We start from the raw sequence: 15,443 nt of genomic DNA, 5'->3' as shown, positions 1-15,443 counted from the left end.
GCGATGGGAGAGGACTGGAGCCGCTGGCTCGACGATGCGCCCGGGGAGGGCGCGGCGTCGAGCCGGCCGGTGCGTTCGAAGGCTCCGGTGGTGCGGTTGCGGCGCGGCAAGGGTGACGGTTCCGATGCGGATCGTCCGGCGCAGCGGCCGATCCTGGTGGTCGGTGGATGCGGTGGTGCGGGTACCACGACGACGGCATTGGGTTTGGCGGGTGAGATGGGCACGGGGGGAACGCCGACAGTCGCGGTGGACGCCACTTCGGCGGGCAGTGATCTCGCGCTGCGTGGCGCGGACGAGCATCTGCACCCGATCAGTTTGCAGTCCTGGTTGTACGGACGCGGTGACGACGAGCCCGCGCCGTTGAAGGAGTGCCTGTCGCGGGCGACCTCGGGCGTCGGCCTGCTGTGGCGCGATGCCGCGCCGCTGCGCAGGCGTGCGACCTATCTCACGGTCGCCCGCGCGGTGCGCGACGCCGGATACACCGGCGTCTACGACGGAGGGCATCCGATTGCCGCCCGGCAACTGCTTCCCTTGCTCGATGATGCGGAAGTCGCTCTGATACTTGCCATTCCGGCGCGCAACGACGCGGCCAACCGGCTGCGGGTCGCCCTGGAATGGCTCGACGACCAGTTCGGCGCCGCCGAGGAAGGACACGGCGGCGGCATCGTCGGCGACACCACCATCGTCATCTCGCACCAGTATCCCGGCGACGACTCCCGGGTAGCGGATCATTTGCGCAAGCACTTGTCCGGCTGGGTCCGTGATATCAGGGAGATTCCCTACGATCCGCATCTGGCCCGTGGTGAACTGGTGCGGCACGCCTCGTTGGCGGACGAGACGCGCCGGGCGTATGGGCGCCTGCTCGCCGGGGTGGCATCATGACCGCCGCCATGATTTTTCCGCGTCAGCCCGATCCCGCGCCCGCCGGTGTGATCGCCCCGCCGGAGTCCCGCCGTGCCGCCGTCTGGGACCGTCCCGTACCGGGTGTCGGCCGTGCGCCGCTGGTCTGGCTGCTGGGTGTGCACGGCGGAGCGGGAGCCAGTACCCTCGCGCATGTGCTTGCGCCCGCGGCGGATTCGGGCCGCCGCTGGCCCGGCGTCTTCGACCGCGAAAGCCCGTTCGTCGTCCTCGTCGCCAGGGAGACCATCGCCGGTCTGTCCCGCGCGCACGACCTTCTGCGCCAACATCTTTCGGGTTTCGCCGGTCCTTCCGACGTGCTCGGCCTGATCACCGTCGCCGCCCGGCCGGGACGGATGGCTCCCGAGATCCGGCGCTACCGAGACGTGGTCGGCTCCCTGGCCGGACAGGTGTGGCAGGTGCCGTGGTACGAGGAGTGGACGCTGGTCGAACCGGAGCAGCTGCCGGTGTGGTCGCCCGGTGACCTGGTGCCACCGAGGAAACGCAAGCTCGATCTGCTGGAGGAAGTCCCGCTCGATGTCCGGGAGCTCGGCGCCGACATCGTGGCGGCAGCTCGGACGGCACTGGAGGAGGCCGGCTACGACCGCGGGTCTCCGGATCTTCGCAAGCCGTCCGATGAGTGAACGTCCGCATCGCATCGGCGACCACCACCCACTATTCGAGAAAGGCACCCGATGAGCACGCTCCTCCTCGCCGTGCAGGACACGTACGGCACCGTACTCGCGCAAGTCGGTAATCCGACGCCCGAGGCGCCGCCCGGTTCGGAGAAGATCCTGCAGCTGGTGCGGTATCTCACGTGGTTCGTCCTGTTGTCCGGGATCTGCGGCATCGTCTACGCGGGCGGCAAGTTCGCCTGGGAGAAGTGGACCGGTGGTGGTCTGGAATCGCCGAAGATGGTGGCGGGCGCGATGATCGGCGGCGTGGTCGCCACCAGCGCGGGCACCATCATGAACGCGGTCATCGGGACCTGATGTCGGCGATGGGTACCGTACACATGCTCGCGGCCGGGTCGCTGGCCTACAAGCAGATGCCCGCCGACGTCCTCGCACCGCTGATGCAGCTGCTCAACTGGCTGCTGTGGTTCGTCCTTCTGGTGTGCCTGGCCTGGATGATCGTCTCCGCGGGGAAGCTGTGGCTGGTCTTTCGCAGTGACCTGGCCATGAACGATGCCTCGCACGGCGTTCTGATGAGCCTGCTGGGTGCTGTGGTGGCGAGCACGGCGTCGGGGATCGCCCTGGCGTTCCTGCCCGCGTGAGCCGCCGGAGCGGGACGGGGACGACGCGGGAATGAATTCGACAGTACTGCGGCCGGCGGACACCGCGGCGTGGCGGCGTGACATCCGCCGCCCCGCGGCCGGAGTCGTCGGCGCCGCGCTGCTGTTCGCGGCGGTCGGCTGCGGCGGTGGCGCGGACTCGGTGGGGCCGGACCTCTCGGCCGCTCCCACCGATGTGCGGTGGCAGCCGTTCCAAGGCGTGCCGCTGCCGCACACCGGCCAGGGACCGCGGTCGACGGCCGACGGCGCGGCGACCGGTTTCGAGCACTCGCCGCGCGGCGCGGCCATCGCCGCGCTGACCCACTCGGTGCGCCTGGCCGTGGCGGCCGATACCCAATGGGCGAAAGTCGCTGCCGCGGAACTGGTTCCGGGCCCGGCCAAGGACGAGTGGGCGATCAACCGGGTGCAGCTTTCGATCACCGGCCCCGCGGGCCCGGAGTTCGCGCCCCGTTTGCTCGGCTACAAGATCACCGGCTACGCGGAGTCGCGGTCCACCGTGGACGTGTACACGGAGTACTCCGACAGGTCGAAGGCGGTGCACCACACGGCCGTGGAGTGGTTCGGCGACGACTGGAGATTGCGGCTGCCGGATCCGGATTCGACCGTGCGACCCATCGATTCGATCGACGCATTACCTACCGACATCGTGAAAGTGGAGGCACCGACGTGAGCGACAGGGAGTCGTACGCGCGCGACCGTGTCTCCTTCGGGATCGTCGCCTCCGCCGCCGTGCTGGCGCTCATCGTGGTGGTCGGCATCTTCGTTTTCGTCAGCCGTGACGACGAGCCGGTCGCCGGCGCGCCCGCCGTCGCCGAAGGCTCCGGCGGCACCGGCTTCGCGAGCCCCGAGCTGGACATCCTCGGCAGACGGGTCGACATCCCGAACAACGCTGCCGGGCAACCGCTCGCGCAGGACCCCTCCCGGCAGCGCAAGCCCAGCGACGCGGACTGGCTGACCGCCGCGCCGGAGGGCACCGCCGAACCACACGGCTGGCAGCGGGTGTACGGCGCGTCCGTCCCGTTCTCCACCTCTGACGGGCCGACCCGGATCGAGGACGACTTGGCCGTCGGGTACTCGCACACCCCGCAGGGCTCGGTGCTGGCCGCGGCGCAGATCACCTACCGGCTCAACGCCCGGCCCGCCCACCGTGATCTGTACGTGCGCCAGGTCCGGGTCTCCGCCCAGCAGATCGCCGCCTACGACAAGGCGCTGGCCGACTCCCGGCTGCCGAAGCAGCAGCCGGAAAAGGTGACCCGCTACTTCGTCGCCTCGGACGCCTTCAAAGTGGATGACTACGCCGACGATCTCGCCATCGTCCGGTTGGCCACCAGGGGCCCGGTGATCGACGGCAAACAGCTGTGGGCGGCGACGCGTCTGGCCATGGTGTGGGACGCGGGCGATTGGCGCCTGAAGCCCACGACCACCAACAACGCCCAGACCGAGTACGTCGAGTCGTTGCAGGGGTGGACGCGATGGTGAGTCGTAGGAGGTCTTCCGATCGCATGCCGCCTGCCGTGCTGGGCGCGGGAGCGCTACTGGCCGTGGCGGTGGCCGCGGTCGTCACCGTGTTCGCGGTCCGGGCCGACGACGCGGCAGCCGGCCAGGTGTCGCAGACGACGGCATCGGCCGACCTTTCCGGCGCACCCGGTCCGGGGTCGTCCTTCGCCGGAACGGGTGCGGACTCGTTCGGTCATCGTTTCGATATCCCGAAAGATCCTGCCGGGCAGGCACTCTCGCAGTCGGGCGCGCCAAGGACGCCGACCGATCCGGAGTGGCAGACCGGCGCGCCGGGTGGGACGAACCAGCCGGGCGGTTGGCAACAGGTGTACGGCGGCCCCGTGGTTCCGTTCTCGACGACCGATGGACCCGCGGGCGTCGACAACGGTGTGCCGACGGGGTTCGCCAAGACCCCGCAGGGCGCCGCCCTGGCCGCCGAGCAGATCTACTGGCGGACCGTGGCCCGGCCCACCGACCACACGCTGTGGCAGCGGCTGGTGATCCTCACGCCCGAGGAACTCGCCGACCGAGCGCGCAAGATCGCCGAGGGCAAAGTGCCCGACGCCTTGCCGGAGAGCGTCAAACCGCTGCTGTACGCGTCCGACGCATTTCGAATCGAAAGCTATGGTGACGATTTCGCTGTTGTTCGTGTCGCCCGCAAGACCCGTGAGTTCCTGCACGGCGGGCGAAGTTGGGTGGCCATGAGACTCAACGTGGTATGGCGTGACGGTGGCTGGAGATTGAAGTCGTCCGCGGGCGACACGCAGCCGCTCGAAACGATCGGTTCGATCGATGGGTGGACACAATGGTGAGGCGGCTAGTCACAATCCTCGCGGTCATCTTCACGGTGATGATCGCGACTCCGACCGTGGCCTACGGCCAGACGTACGGCTTCGACGATACGTGCAACGAGATCCACGACAGCCTCGACGGCCTCGGGCTGCCCGGCTTCACCCTCGGTGACGCCGCGTCCGCCGCGTGTAAGGCGGGCAATGCCGCCTCGCATCCCAACCAGGCTGCGACGGCGGTGAAGGACAAGGCCTGGGACTCCACCTTCGGCAAGGTGGTCGATTCGCTGATGAACGGTCTCGGCGAGGCCATCATCCTGGCGTTGACCTTCTGGATGAAGGTGCCCAACGAGGCGGTCAGCGATTCCGGTTCGTTGTTCACGAAGATCAACGACTACACCTATCAAGCGCAGATCCTGCTGCTGATAGCGTCGGTGATCCTCTCCGGGGCGCGATTGGCCGAAGCCAGACGCGGGGCCGCGATGAACGAGGCGGCCGAATCGTTCCGGATGTTCACCCGTGTCGTGTTCAGTTCCTGGATGCTGGGCGCGGTCATCGTCGCGGGCACGCAGGCGTCGGACCGCTTCGCGGAGTGGATCATCGACGACTCGACCAACGGCAATGCCAAGGACCTCGCCGAGCTGATGGTGAAAACCAGCAAGCTGCAAGCCTTTTCGCCCGGCTTGGTGCTGATCATCGCGATCGTGGGCCTGCTCGGCGCGCTCGCGCAGATCGTGCTCGCCATCGTCCGGCAGGGACTGCTGGTGATCGCGGCCGGCGTGCTCCCGCTGGCTGCGGCGGCCTCCGGCATGAACATCGGCAAGCAGTCCTATCAGAAGCTCATCGGCTGGATCATCGCCTTCATGTTGTGGAAACCGGTGGCGGCGATCGTCTACATGATCGCGTTCACCACGGCGGGCCACGTCGACTCGCTCACTCCGACCAGCGGCTTGCCCGACGGTGAGCAGGCCCAGCGCATGCTGGTGGCGATCGTGCTGTTGTGCAGCGTGGCATTCGTGTTGCCCGCGCTGATGCGACTGGTGACTCCGGCCGTCGCGATCGTCGGCAGCGGCGGTTCGGGTTTCACCGCGGCGGGCGGCACCTTGGTCGGTGTGGCGGCTCTCGGCGCCATGGGCACCAAGGCGGTCGGCGTGAAGGGCACGGCGGCGCCGGGCCGGGCAGGTTATGTGAGCGGCAGCGGCACCGGACCGCGCCCTGGCGGCGCGGGCGGACCGCGTGGTGGCGGCGGCGCACCTCGGCCGACGCCGCCGCGTGGTGGCGGCGGCCCCCAGGGCGGCGCGGCTCCGCGCGCCTCCGGACCTGCGGGCGCGGCCGGGGTAGCGTCCGGAGCGGCCAGGACGGCAGGCCGGATCGGCGTGGCGCGCGCCGCGAGCGGTGGGCTGAGCCGGGCCGACCAAGCCATGGGTGACGTCGCGGGCGATCGCTGGACGAACCGTTCACCCGACCTCGGGAGGAGCACCATTCCGCGATGACAGTCACCGACACCTACGAGCGCCGCTCGTACGGGCTTTGGCAGAAGCCGCGCAGCGCCGGCCTTTTCGGCTTGCGCTGGGAGGAAACCGTGCTCGGCTTCGCGGTCGTGATCACGGCGCTGATCACCGCGATGGTCGGCGGCTTCCAGTGGGGTGTGATCGTCGGCGGCGTCGGCGTCGTCGTGATGGTCCCGCTGGTGTGGCGGACCGGAGGTCGTTCGGGCTACGAGACGGGATTGATGATGTTCAACTGGATGCGCTCGCGCAGTCGTGGCGAGCACGTGTACCGCGGTGGCCGCTTCTCCCGGATTCCCGGCGGCGTCACCCGTTTGCCGGGCCTGCTCGCGCCCTCCAAGTTGTACGAGGGCATCGACGCGGGCGGCTACAGCTTCGGCATGATCCACTTGCCGCAGTTCGCCCAGTACACCGTGGTGCTGCGCGCGTGGCCGCAAGGTCATGAGGCGGTGGACCAGCCCGTGATCGACCGGTGGGTGTCGGCGTGGGGGACCTTCCTGGCCTCGGTCGGACAGACCAGCGACATCGTCGCCGTGGTGCCGGTGATCGACACCGTGCCCGAGACCGGAAACCGTTTGCTCACCGAGGTTTCCACGATCACCAGGCCCGAGGCGCCCGAACTGGCCCAGCAGGTGATGTACGAGTTGGCCACCGAACTGCCGCAGGAGCGCGTGCAGTTGCTGCCGCGGGTGGCGATCACGTTCAAGGCCACCACCGCCGAGCGCCGCAAGAACCCGGCCGAAGAAGCCGTGGAGATCGGACGGCGCCTGCCCGGTATCTGCGCCGCGCTGGCGGAAGCCGGTGTGCGCGCTCAGCCGATGTCGGCGGACGAGGTGATCTCGTTCATCCGCCGCAGTTACGATCCCGCCTCGCAGGCCGACCTGGAGGTGGCCGCGGGCGAACCCGAAGGGCACGGGCTGGACTGGGCGGACGCGGGCCCGGTGTCCCACGACGAGAAGTGGGATTACTTGGTGCACGACGGTGGCCGGTCGGTCACCTGGGAAATGGATGCCGCCCCCGAGGGCGCGGTCGACGAGCGGGTGCTGCAGCGGCTGCTCGCGCCGAATCCCGAAGTGCCGCGCAAACGTATCGCGATCGTGTACCGTCCGCACTCGGCCGCCGACGCCGCCGAGATCGTCGACGACGATTTCAAGAACGCGTTGGTGGCCCAACAGAGCGAACGCGGAGTCGTGTCCGCGGCGGCGACGCTGCGGGTGGGCGCGACTCAGCAGGCCCGCGAGGAGCAGGCCAGGGGTCACGGTGTGACCCGCTTCGGGGCGCTGGTGACCATCACCGAGCCCTTGCGCGGTGACCTGCCGCGCATCGAAGCCATCACGCGCGACCTGTCGACCCAGGCGCGCTTGAAGATTCGGCGGTGCTACCGCTACCAGGCGGCGGCCTTCGCGGCCTCGCTCGGTTGCGGTGTGATCCTGCCGGAACACGCGACAATTCCGAAGGCACTGGCGGGGTGAGCGATTCATGGCACGCGACTACGAGCCACCCGTGCGGGAACGGGACGAGGACGCACGCCGCAGGCGGCTCGAACAATCCGGCCGGGACGAGTGGGGACAGCGGCCGGAACGGCGGCGCCCCACGCGGGACTCGGCGCGGGTGAACGGCGAGGACCGGCAGGGCGTGGACACGACCGACCGGCGAGCGGGCGAGCGTCGCGCTCGACCGGGCGCGGGCCGGTCCGACGGCGTGCGCGCCGACAGGGAGCACACCGAACGCTCCCGCGCCGAGCGGAACTCGCGCATGTCCCGCGACGCGGTCACCGAGCGCATCGCCGCGCGGCCGGAGCGCAACGGCGCCAGGAACGGTCGCGTGGCACGGCCCGCGAAGGTCGACTACACCGCCGACCGCGCGATGGGCAGCCCGTACACGGACAAGGCGGCCCGTCGCGCGAAGGCGAAAGCCGATCGGCGCAAGAAATCCGGGCCACCACTGCTCGACGACGCCACCCGCGCCAAGCTGGAGATGCTCGCCCGGGAGGGCAATGGCCTGCGGGCGGCATGGGCGCAGTTCCGGGTCCGCACCGACGACATCCGCCGCCGCAACTACGCGGCCCGCGCGGAGCAGACGATCGAGGACGGATTCGACCGCAGCACAGCGCAACTCACCGACCGCGGCTACGCGGGCGCGGGCGGCGGCCGGATGAACGTGGTCGGCCGCCCGGTCGAGTACCGTGCTACCACGGCCCAGGTCGCCGGTCTGTGGCCCTGGTCGGTCGGCGCGGGCGCGCCGCTGATCGGCACGCCCCTCGGTTCGCATCTGCACACCGGCGCGCCGGTCTGCTTCGACCCGATGAACTGGTTCATGCGCGGCAGCTTCATCACCGCGCCCAGCCTGTTCGTGCTCGGCCTCAACGGTTTCGGCAAGTCCTCGCTGGTCCGCCGCATCGTGCTCGGCGGCATCGCGCAAGGGATCACGCCGTTGATCCTCGCCGACGTCAAACCGGACTACCGGAAGATGGTCGAGCTCGTCGGCGGCCAGGTGATCGATCTGGGCTACGGGCACGGCAAGCTCAACCCGCTCGCGGCGGGCGTGCTCGGCGCGATCGTCCCGCGACTGGAAGAGTTCCCGGCGCTGCAGCTGCAGGTGTTGCAGGACCTGCGGGCCAGGCAGGTGACGTTGATCGCGGGCCTGGTGGAGCTGGTACGCGGCGACCGTGTCCGCGATTACGAGGAGACCCTGATCGCCACCGCGCTGCGCATTCTCTATCGGCCGGGCAGCGGGTACACGCCGGACAAGCCGCCGATCATGGAGAACCTGCTCGAGGTGATCGTCGGCGGCGGCGAGGAATTGATGCTGGACGCGGGCGCCGACGACACCGCGGAGTACCAGGAGGCGATCAAGGGGCTGCGCCGCTCCCTACGCGCGCTCACCCAGGGACCGTTCGGCGCGGTCTTCAACGGCCAGACCACCGTGCCGATCGATACCAGCGCGGTCGCGGTGTGCATGGACGTCTCGCACATCCCGACCGGCGACAAGAAGCTCAAAGCCGCGGTCATGCTGGCCTGCTGGGCCGACGGGTTCGCCTCGGTCGAGGCCGCGCACGTGCTCGCCGACGCGAAACTCGGTCCGCAGCGCTATTTCCAAGTGGTGATGGACGAGCTGTGGCAGGTGCTCGGCCTCGGTGACTTCATGGTCGACCGCGTCGACGAGCTCACCCGCTTGCAGCGCGGCATCGCCACCGCGCTGATCATGATCAGCCACACCATCAAGGACCTGCAGGCGCTCGGATCGGAAGCCGCCATCGCGAAGGCGCTCGGTTTCCTCGAGCGGGCGCGCGCCAAGATCTTCGGCGCGCTTCCGGCCGAGGAGATCAAACGGCTCGACAGCACGATTCCGTTCACCTCGGCCGAGGAGGAGATGGTGACCGGATGGTCCGCGCCGCAAGCGCTGACCGGCGAGGCGCTCAAACCGGGACAGCAGCGGCCCTCCCCGCCCGGCACCGGTAAGTTCCTGCTGAAAATCGGTGAGGATCGCCGCCCCGGCATCCCCTTCCACATGGAATTCACGCTGTCGGAGAAGGAAAGCGGGATCCACGACACCAACCAGCGGTTCAGCGAGTTCACCGAATCGATCTCGCGGGGAACGGATTCGCCGGGGAGCGCCGCATGATGCCGCACCGGTCCTACCGACGCGTCTCGCCGGAGGTGCGTCAAGCGGCGGTCGAACAGGTCATCGCGCTGACCGGCAAGCTGCGCAGTGAATCGGAGGCCTGCCGCGTGGTCGCCGAGCAGATCGGTGTGCACACGAACTCGGTGCGCAATTGGGTGCGCGCGGCCGAAGGCCCCGGTCTGGAGCGGATGGACGCCACCGCGCTGCGGCGCAAGGTCGCATTGTTGCAACAGCAGTTGGCTGCCGCCGCCGAGATGAACCGCACGCTGGCCGACACCCTCAACGAGACTCGGCGCCGCACGTGAAACCGGGCTGCGCGCGGCACGATGCCGGAGTGCGGCGGTGAGCGGCAAATCCGTGTTGTGGACGGCGCTGGGCGCGGTGCTCGGCCTGATGACCATCGTGCTGGTCATCGTCATGCCCGCCGTCGACGACGCCTGTGAGGGCGGCTCCGTGCTCGGCTCGCAGTCGGTGCTTCCGCCGCTGGGCGGATACCCGCCGGGCGATCGGCGCGCCGCAGCGACAACAGGTTCCGGCGCGAGCCAACCCAATCCGGCCGCGACCGCAACACCCTCACTCGCGGCGGGAGTCGGCCCGCTGCGCCGCACGTTGCCGATGGCCACCGGAACCTTCACGGTGTCGGACACGTTCGGCGCGCGGGGTGGCGCGCACAAGGGCGTCGACCTGGCCGCGCCGGACGGCACGCCCATCTTCTCGGTCTCCGACGGCCGCGTCGTCGCCGCCGGTCCGGCATCCGGATTCGGCAATTGGATCGTCGTCGACTCGGTGGACATCAACGGCCGTTCGTACTCGGCGGTCTACGGCCACATGTGGGACTCCGGCGTCCTGGTCCGGCCGGGCGATACGGTGACCGCGGGGCAGCACATCGGCGCGGTGGGGTCGGCGGGTGAATCCAGCGGTCCCCACCTGCATTTCGAGATCGTCCCGGGCGGCCGGTTCACCGGCGGACGGCAGATCGACCCGCTGCCCTGGCTGGACGGTGCGCCGACCCCGGATGTCGGCGGTGCACGCGCGTATTCCAGCGATCCACGCTGCAGCCTCGGTTTCGGCACCGCCGGTGGCGCGCTGGCCGCGGGCAAGGTGCCACAAGAACTGGAGATCTGGTACCGCCGTGCGGGTTCGATCTGTCCGCAGATCACGCCGTCGCTACTGGCCGCGCAGGGCAGGCAGGAATCCGGTTTCCGGCGCGGCGCGACCTCGCCCGCCGGTGCGCAGGGCCTGGCCCAGTTCCTGCCGACCACCGCGGTGAGCATCGATCCCGACGACGGTCAGCCGTACGTGATCGATGCCGACGGCAACGGCGTGGCCAGCGTGTGGGACGACGGGGACGCGATCGTCGGCCAGGGGCGTTACATGTGCGCGATCGCGCACCAGATCCAGCGGTGGCAGGCCGAGGGCAGGGTGCAGGGCGACATCGTCGCTCTGACGCTGGCGGCGTACAACGCGGGCGAAGGCGCGGTGCTGGCCTCGGGCGGCATGCCGAACCAGCTCGCGGCGCACTACGCCGAGACCCAGCCCTACGTGCGCAACATTCTCACCATGGAAGCGCAATACCGAGCGCCGGGTTCGCTCGGCCGGTTCACCCCTGGGCAGGGCTCGGCCGGCGACCAGATCGTCCAAGCCGCGCACGAGTGGCTCGGCACGCCCTACGTCTGGGGCGGCGGGGGGCCCCAAGGACCGAGCGGCGGGGGGTTGGACGGACCGGGTCTGACCGCGGCGGCGGTGTTCGCGGCGTCCTCCGGCGAGGTGACGCTGCCGCGCACGGCCGAACAGCAGTGGGAGGCAGGCTCGGAGGTGCCGATGAGCAAGGCGCAGCCAGGGGATCTGGTCTTCAGTTCGTTCGGCGCGCGTGGACCCGCGCAGGTCGGCGTCTATGCGGGCAACGGCCGGATGATCCAGTCGGTGCCCGGCGCTGACGTCCGATCCGGCGGTGGCGTTTCGGAAGTCGCGGTGCCAGGAGACGGACGGGCGAGGAGGGTGCTGTGAGCGTTCACGGGCGCGAACACACGGCGGCGGGACTGCCGCGACGCCCCGGTGTGCGGCTAGCCTGGATGGATAGAGCAAATGCACGCGCGAAACTGGTGGTGATGCTGGTGGTGAGCGTCGCGGTGCTGGGTGCGGCCTGTGGCCGGACGGACCGCGCGGACTCGGGATCCGATGCGGCGCATTCCGCTACGTCCACACCCCGGTTGCTGGAGGGCGTGCCCGCCCCCGACCCGGTGACGCCGGACGGTGTCGCGGTCGCGGCGTTGCGGGAAATCTACAGTTGGCAGCCCGCCACCGAGACCCAGGGCGAGTCTCTGGGCCGAGCGCGGAAGTTTCTCGGCCCCAGCCTGATTCGTATGCTGGATGCGACGCCGACCGCGGTGGAGACGCCGAAGTCGACACTGCAATGGGCGGATTGGGCGAGGGAAGGGGCGCATGTGGAGGCGTTCACCTTCGCGTCCGGCGAGAAGGCTCCTGCCCTCAGTGATCCGAACGTCCAGCAGTTCAAGATCGGGATCGAGCAGACCGTCGTCTATCCGAACGGACGCAAGGAGCCGCTGCCGCCCGCGACGGTGATCGCCACCGTCGTGCGCACACCCGACGGCTGGCGGCTCGACGCATTCCGCTGACCACTCGCTTTCCGTACCGGACGGCCGACCCAGGAGGGATACATGGCGAAGAAGAAAAAGGTGACGGATCCGGCCATCCCCGGACCCGATGTCAGCCTGCTACTGACCTACGCCGGCTTCGCGATCTTCGGAACCCTCTGGCTCGCGCTGCATCTGGGCAACATGCTCGAGGGCAGCCCGCAGAAGGTTCCGTTCAACCCGATCGCCATCGCGGCCGATCTGGCGCGGGGAAGGCTGCGCTGGCCGGGCGCGGCGACGGCGATCGTGCTGCTGGTGATCCTGAGCGTCGTAGCGTATCTGGTGATCCGCAAGGAGTTGCAGAAGCGCCGGTCCAAAGGCAGGTTGCCGGTCGACGACAAGGCCGACGTGATGGGCAACGGCGGCGCGATCTCGATGCTCACCGAAGCGGGCGTCCGGGAGAAGGCCGAGCAGCTGGGGGTGAAACTCGGCTACGACGACGCTCCGGGCGTGCCGATCGGTGTGGGTGTGGCCGACGGGGTGATGCTCTACGGTTCGTACGAGGACCTGCATCTGGACATCTGGGGTCCACGTCAGGGCAAGTCGACCTCCCGGGTCATCCCGGCGATCCTCAGCGCGATCGGCCCGGTGCTGGCCACCTCGAACAAGCGCGACGTGGTGGACGCCACCCGAGACGTGCGGGAGTCCAAGGGAAGTCCCACCTTCGTCTTCGACCCGCAGGGTGTCGCGGGTGAAGAGCCGACCTGGTTCTGGGATCCGCTGTCCTGGGTGGACGCCAAGCGCGAAGGTTGTGAGATGCGCGCGGCTCGGCTTGCGGGGCACTTCGCCGACGGTGACGACGGCCGCGACACGAAGACCGACGCGTTCTTCGATCCCGAGGCCGAGGACCTGCTGGCCGGGTTGTTCCTCGCCGCCGCCGTCGGCGACCGCAACGGCAGCAGGCCGATCGTGCAGGTCTGGGAGTGGGTGACCAATCCGCAGGACACCGAGCCCATCGAGCTGCTGCGCGCCGCCCGCCATCACTACACGGCCTCGGGCCTGTCCTCGCAGTACAACACCGATCCGCGCACGCGCAGCGGCATCTTCGGCACGGCCAAGAAGATGATCCGCTGCCTGAAACTGTCGAACGTGCATCCGTGGATCTCCCGGGGCGGCGACCGCAGGGAATTCGACGAGCTGGAGTTCCTGGAGAACAACGGAACGCTCTACAGCTTGTCGCTGGAGGGCCGCGGTTCGGCCGCGCCGCTGGTGAGCGCGCTCACCGAGGCGGTGGTGGACGTGGCGATGCGCAAGGCGTCGCAGTCGGCCGGTGGTCGCCTGGCGATCCCGCTGCTGGCGGTGCTGGACGAGGCGGCGAACGTGGTGCGCTGGAAGGATCTGCCCAAGCAGTACAGCCACTTCGGCTCCCGGGGCATCGTCGTGATGACCGTGCTGCAGTCCTGGGCGCAGGGCGCCCGCTGCTGGGGCGAGAGCGGCATGAACGCGTTGTGGTCCGCGGCGAACATCAAAGTGCTCGGCAGCGGCGTGGACGACACGAAGTTCCTGCAGGAGCGTTCGGACGTGCTCGGTGAATACGACGCGATCTCGCAGTCGGTGTCCGAATCCAAGGGCGGCAAGAGCTACTCACGCTCGCTGGGCTCGTCCAAGACGTTCTCGGTCAACGGTCTGGCGACGCTGCCGCGTGGGCGGGCCATCCTGTTCCCGTCCGGTGCGCCACCGGTGCTCATCCGTACCGTGCCGTGGTGGGAGGGTGAGTACGCTTCCGACGTGAAACAGTCCATCTCGCACCATGATCCGCAGCGCAAGACGCAGATCGCGGACGTCATCGGTTCGCCGTCGCTGAGCAAGTCGACGCCACCGCCGGAGTACGGTCAAGTCGAGGAGGTCCGGCCGCTGTGAACGAACCGCAGCAGAACATGCACTACGCGAACGTGGTGGAGTTCGTCGAGAACTATCTCAGCGTGATCTACCGTCGGCAGGTCACCGATCTCAGTGACACCGTGTGGTGCCCGGAGTGGTGGCAGCACGCGGAGGCAATTGCCCGGCTGGATGCGTTATGGCGCGCCTGGGAGCACTACCGCCAGGACGGGGCGACCGGACTGAGCGTCTGGTTCCTGGATCATGCCGATCCGCATATGGCGAAATTGTTCGATCCCAAGGGACCGTTCAAGTATTGCAGTGTGCGCAACGGTCATAAGGACATGCTCAACCCGCTGCCGACGAAAGCGCCGCAGAACGGCATGTTCAGTGACCCGACGATCGGTAACTTCCCTCCGTAGTGGCGATGCGTCACGGCGATTCTCGCCGAGAGGGTTCGAACAGACGAGTGCCCGCTGGATGATCCAGCGGGCACTCGTTCGTCTCTTGCTATCGCGTGCGCTCCAAGCCACGGGGATCCTGTTCCCGTCCTGCCCTGGTAACCGCGGGCGCCTCGCCGGGCCGGGTGCGTACGGCCTCACCCGGCGGCTGTGCCTGCCCCACTTCGATCAGCATCCGCACCGCGGCAAGTTCCGGCGCCACACCCATTTTCGCGAGATGTGCCGCGATCGCCATCCGGCGCTCCTGGGAGTCGTACTGCAAGGCCGGCTTGGCGGCGGCGGCATTGGCCGCCATCCGTGATGCCTCGGCCTGCGCGGAGAAGCGGTCCTTCTCCAGGGACACACCTTTTTCCGGGATCGGCTTCTCGATCAGCCGGGCCAGCTCGGTGTTGCGCGGGTCCTTGGCCTTCGCGTCCCTGGCCTCCCGCAACTGCAGTTCCTTGGCCTCTTTGATCCGGGCCTCGGTGAGCTTGACGCGCGCTTCGGCTTCCTTCTGACCACGCTCGCGGGTACGCAAGGCGACGAGCGTCGCAAGCTGCAACATTGTCCTCATCATGGCCGCGGTTTCCCGGCCGATGTCGTCCAGTTCCTCGGACATGGCTGCTCCCCGATGCTGCGGTGATCACTATGGATGATGGTGGTGCTTCGTTACGGACGCCGCCACGCGAACTGTAGTCCCGTGCAGCGGGTCCCGCCTGCAAACGTGGACACCCGAAGAACTTGTGGCGTGGCACTTTCTGCCCGGGGATAGCCCGGTCCAGACCGCACTACGCTGCAAGAACTCCTTGTTTCGAGGTTACCTGACGATGGTCGGCACAATCGCACGAGCGTGCTGCTTTATCAGCATATATCGCACATTTCCGGCGTGTCTTCGGGCGCGCCGGATGATCTTCGGACTGAGG

Annotated in this window: 16 protein-coding genes; 15 read left to right on the top strand and 1 reads right to left on the bottom strand. The window is 68.8% G+C overall.

The features are described 5' to 3' along the window. Positions 1–3: 3 nt before the first annotated feature. The 15 genes from ACWEH3_RS18920 (at position 4) to ACWEH3_RS18850 (ending at position 14,502) form a co-directional block, all read left to right on the top strand. The gene (locus tag ACWEH3_RS18920; RefSeq protein ID WP_450025884.1) at positions 4–882 is read left to right on the top strand and encodes a MinD/ParA family ATP-binding protein; all 879 of its coding nucleotides are present in this window, start codon (positions 4–6) and stop codon (positions 880–882) included. Beyond that, positions 879–1,541, top strand: coding sequence for a DUF6668 family protein (locus tag ACWEH3_RS18915; RefSeq protein ID WP_356961661.1), 663 nt, complete (start codon positions 879–881; stop codon positions 1,539–1,541). The genes ACWEH3_RS18920 and ACWEH3_RS18915 overlap by 4 nt, the downstream gene beginning before the upstream one ends. A 51-nt stretch (positions 1,542–1,592) precedes the next feature. Continuing rightward, a complete protein-coding gene (locus tag ACWEH3_RS18910) occupies positions 1,593–1,889 on the top strand; it encodes a hypothetical protein (protein WP_039799032.1) in 297 nt (98 codons plus the stop codon). Positions 1,890–1,897: 8 nt separating this feature from the next. After that, complete coding sequence (locus ACWEH3_RS18905) at positions 1,898–2,173, top strand: hypothetical protein (protein ID WP_412806166.1); 276 nt, start codon at positions 1,898–1,900, stop codon at positions 2,171–2,173. A gap of 31 nt (positions 2,174–2,204) precedes the next feature. After that, positions 2,205–2,861, top strand: coding sequence for a hypothetical protein (locus tag ACWEH3_RS18900; protein WP_450025887.1), 657 nt, complete (start codon positions 2,205–2,207; stop codon positions 2,859–2,861). Further along, complete coding sequence (locus tag ACWEH3_RS18895; RefSeq protein WP_450025889.1) at positions 2,858–3,670, top strand: hypothetical protein; 813 nt, start codon at positions 2,858–2,860, stop codon at positions 3,668–3,670. Before ACWEH3_RS18900 ends, ACWEH3_RS18895 begins: the two co-directional genes overlap by 4 nt. 23 nt (positions 3,671–3,693) lie before the next feature. Further along, positions 3,694–4,500 (top strand): hypothetical protein, encoded by an 807-nt coding sequence (locus tag ACWEH3_RS18890; protein WP_450025891.1) that lies wholly within the window; start codon positions 3,694–3,696, stop codon positions 4,498–4,500. Continuing rightward, the gene (locus tag ACWEH3_RS18885) at positions 4,494–5,969 is read left to right on the top strand and encodes a hypothetical protein (protein ID WP_452358360.1); all 1,476 of its coding nucleotides are present in this window, start codon (positions 4,494–4,496) and stop codon (positions 5,967–5,969) included. The genes ACWEH3_RS18890 and ACWEH3_RS18885 overlap by 7 nt, the downstream gene beginning before the upstream one ends. Continuing rightward, positions 5,966–7,456: an SCO6880 family protein gene (locus tag ACWEH3_RS18880; RefSeq protein ID WP_450015572.1), complete on the top strand. Its 1,491-nt coding sequence runs from the start codon at positions 5,966–5,968 to the stop codon at positions 7,454–7,456. The genes ACWEH3_RS18885 and ACWEH3_RS18880 overlap by 4 nt, the downstream gene beginning before the upstream one ends. A 7-nt stretch (positions 7,457–7,463) precedes the next feature. Then, a complete protein-coding gene (locus ACWEH3_RS18875) occupies positions 7,464–9,608 on the top strand; it encodes a hypothetical protein (protein WP_450015574.1) in 2,145 nt (714 codons plus the stop codon). Next, positions 9,605–9,913: a transposase gene (locus ACWEH3_RS18870; RefSeq protein ID WP_039798972.1), complete on the top strand. Its 309-nt coding sequence runs from the start codon at positions 9,605–9,607 to the stop codon at positions 9,911–9,913. The genes ACWEH3_RS18875 and ACWEH3_RS18870 overlap by 4 nt, the downstream gene beginning before the upstream one ends. Before the next feature lie 37 nt (positions 9,914–9,950). Beyond that, on the top strand, positions 9,951–11,615 hold the full coding sequence (locus ACWEH3_RS18865; RefSeq protein WP_450015577.1) for a peptidoglycan DD-metalloendopeptidase family protein: 1,665 nt from the start codon (positions 9,951–9,953) through the stop codon (positions 11,613–11,615). Between the two features lie 65 nt (positions 11,616–11,680). After that, a complete protein-coding gene (locus ACWEH3_RS18860; RefSeq protein ID WP_450015579.1) occupies positions 11,681–12,244 on the top strand; it encodes a hypothetical protein in 564 nt (187 codons plus the stop codon). A gap of 42 nt (positions 12,245–12,286) precedes the next feature. Then, the gene (locus tag ACWEH3_RS18855; protein ID WP_450015581.1) at positions 12,287–14,122 is read left to right on the top strand and encodes a type IV secretory system conjugative DNA transfer family protein; all 1,836 of its coding nucleotides are present in this window, start codon (positions 12,287–12,289) and stop codon (positions 14,120–14,122) included. Further along, a complete protein-coding gene (locus ACWEH3_RS18850; RefSeq protein WP_355070531.1) occupies positions 14,119–14,502 on the top strand; it encodes a DUF4913 domain-containing protein in 384 nt (127 codons plus the stop codon). Before ACWEH3_RS18855 ends, ACWEH3_RS18850 begins: the two co-directional genes overlap by 4 nt. Positions 14,503–14,590: 88 nt before the next feature. Here ACWEH3_RS18850 and ACWEH3_RS18845 read toward each other — a convergent pair whose 3' ends face one another. Beyond that, entirely contained in the window at positions 14,591–15,139 is a 549-nt protein-coding gene (locus ACWEH3_RS18845; protein ID WP_355070533.1) for a hypothetical protein, read from the bottom strand. Positions 15,140–15,443: the final 304 nt, after the last annotated feature.

This window comes from Nocardia sp. NPDC004718 (assembly GCF_053601535.1).
Note: the sequence above shows the minus strand (reverse complement) of the source record. Positions and strands in the feature narration are given on the sequence as shown.

Bases quoted from the DNA above. Each gene is read 5' to 3' on its own strand.
- ACWEH3_RS18920 (WP_450025884.1), top strand. From the start codon at position 4: ATGGGAGAGGACTGGAGCCGCTGGCTCGACGATGCGCCCGGGGAGGGC.
- ACWEH3_RS18915 (WP_356961661.1), top strand. From the start codon at position 879: ATGACCGCCGCCATGATTTTTCCGCGTCAGCCCGATCCCGCGCCCGCC.
- ACWEH3_RS18910 (WP_039799032.1), top strand. From the start codon at position 1,593: ATGAGCACGCTCCTCCTCGCCGTGCAGGACACGTACGGCACCGTACTC.
- ACWEH3_RS18905 (WP_412806166.1), top strand. From the start codon at position 1,898: ATGGGTACCGTACACATGCTCGCGGCCGGGTCGCTGGCCTACAAGCAG.
- ACWEH3_RS18900 (WP_450025887.1), top strand. From the start codon at position 2,205: ATGAATTCGACAGTACTGCGGCCGGCGGACACCGCGGCGTGGCGGCGT.
- ACWEH3_RS18890 (WP_450025891.1), top strand. From the start codon at position 3,694: ATGCCGCCTGCCGTGCTGGGCGCGGGAGCGCTACTGGCCGTGGCGGTG.
- ACWEH3_RS18885 (WP_452358360.1), top strand. From the start codon at position 4,494: ATGGTGAGGCGGCTAGTCACAATCCTCGCGGTCATCTTCACGGTGATG.
- ACWEH3_RS18880 (WP_450015572.1), top strand. From the start codon at position 5,966: ATGACAGTCACCGACACCTACGAGCGCCGCTCGTACGGGCTTTGGCAG.
- ACWEH3_RS18875 (WP_450015574.1), top strand. From the start codon at position 7,464: ATGGCACGCGACTACGAGCCACCCGTGCGGGAACGGGACGAGGACGCA.
- ACWEH3_RS18870 (WP_039798972.1), top strand. From the start codon at position 9,605: ATGATGCCGCACCGGTCCTACCGACGCGTCTCGCCGGAGGTGCGTCAA.
- ACWEH3_RS18860 (WP_450015579.1), top strand. From the start codon at position 11,681: ATGGATAGAGCAAATGCACGCGCGAAACTGGTGGTGATGCTGGTGGTG.
- ACWEH3_RS18855 (WP_450015581.1), top strand. From the start codon at position 12,287: ATGGCGAAGAAGAAAAAGGTGACGGATCCGGCCATCCCCGGACCCGAT.
- ACWEH3_RS18845 (WP_355070533.1), bottom strand. From the start codon at position 15,139: ATGTCCGAGGAACTGGACGACATCGGCCGGGAAACCGCGGCCATGATG.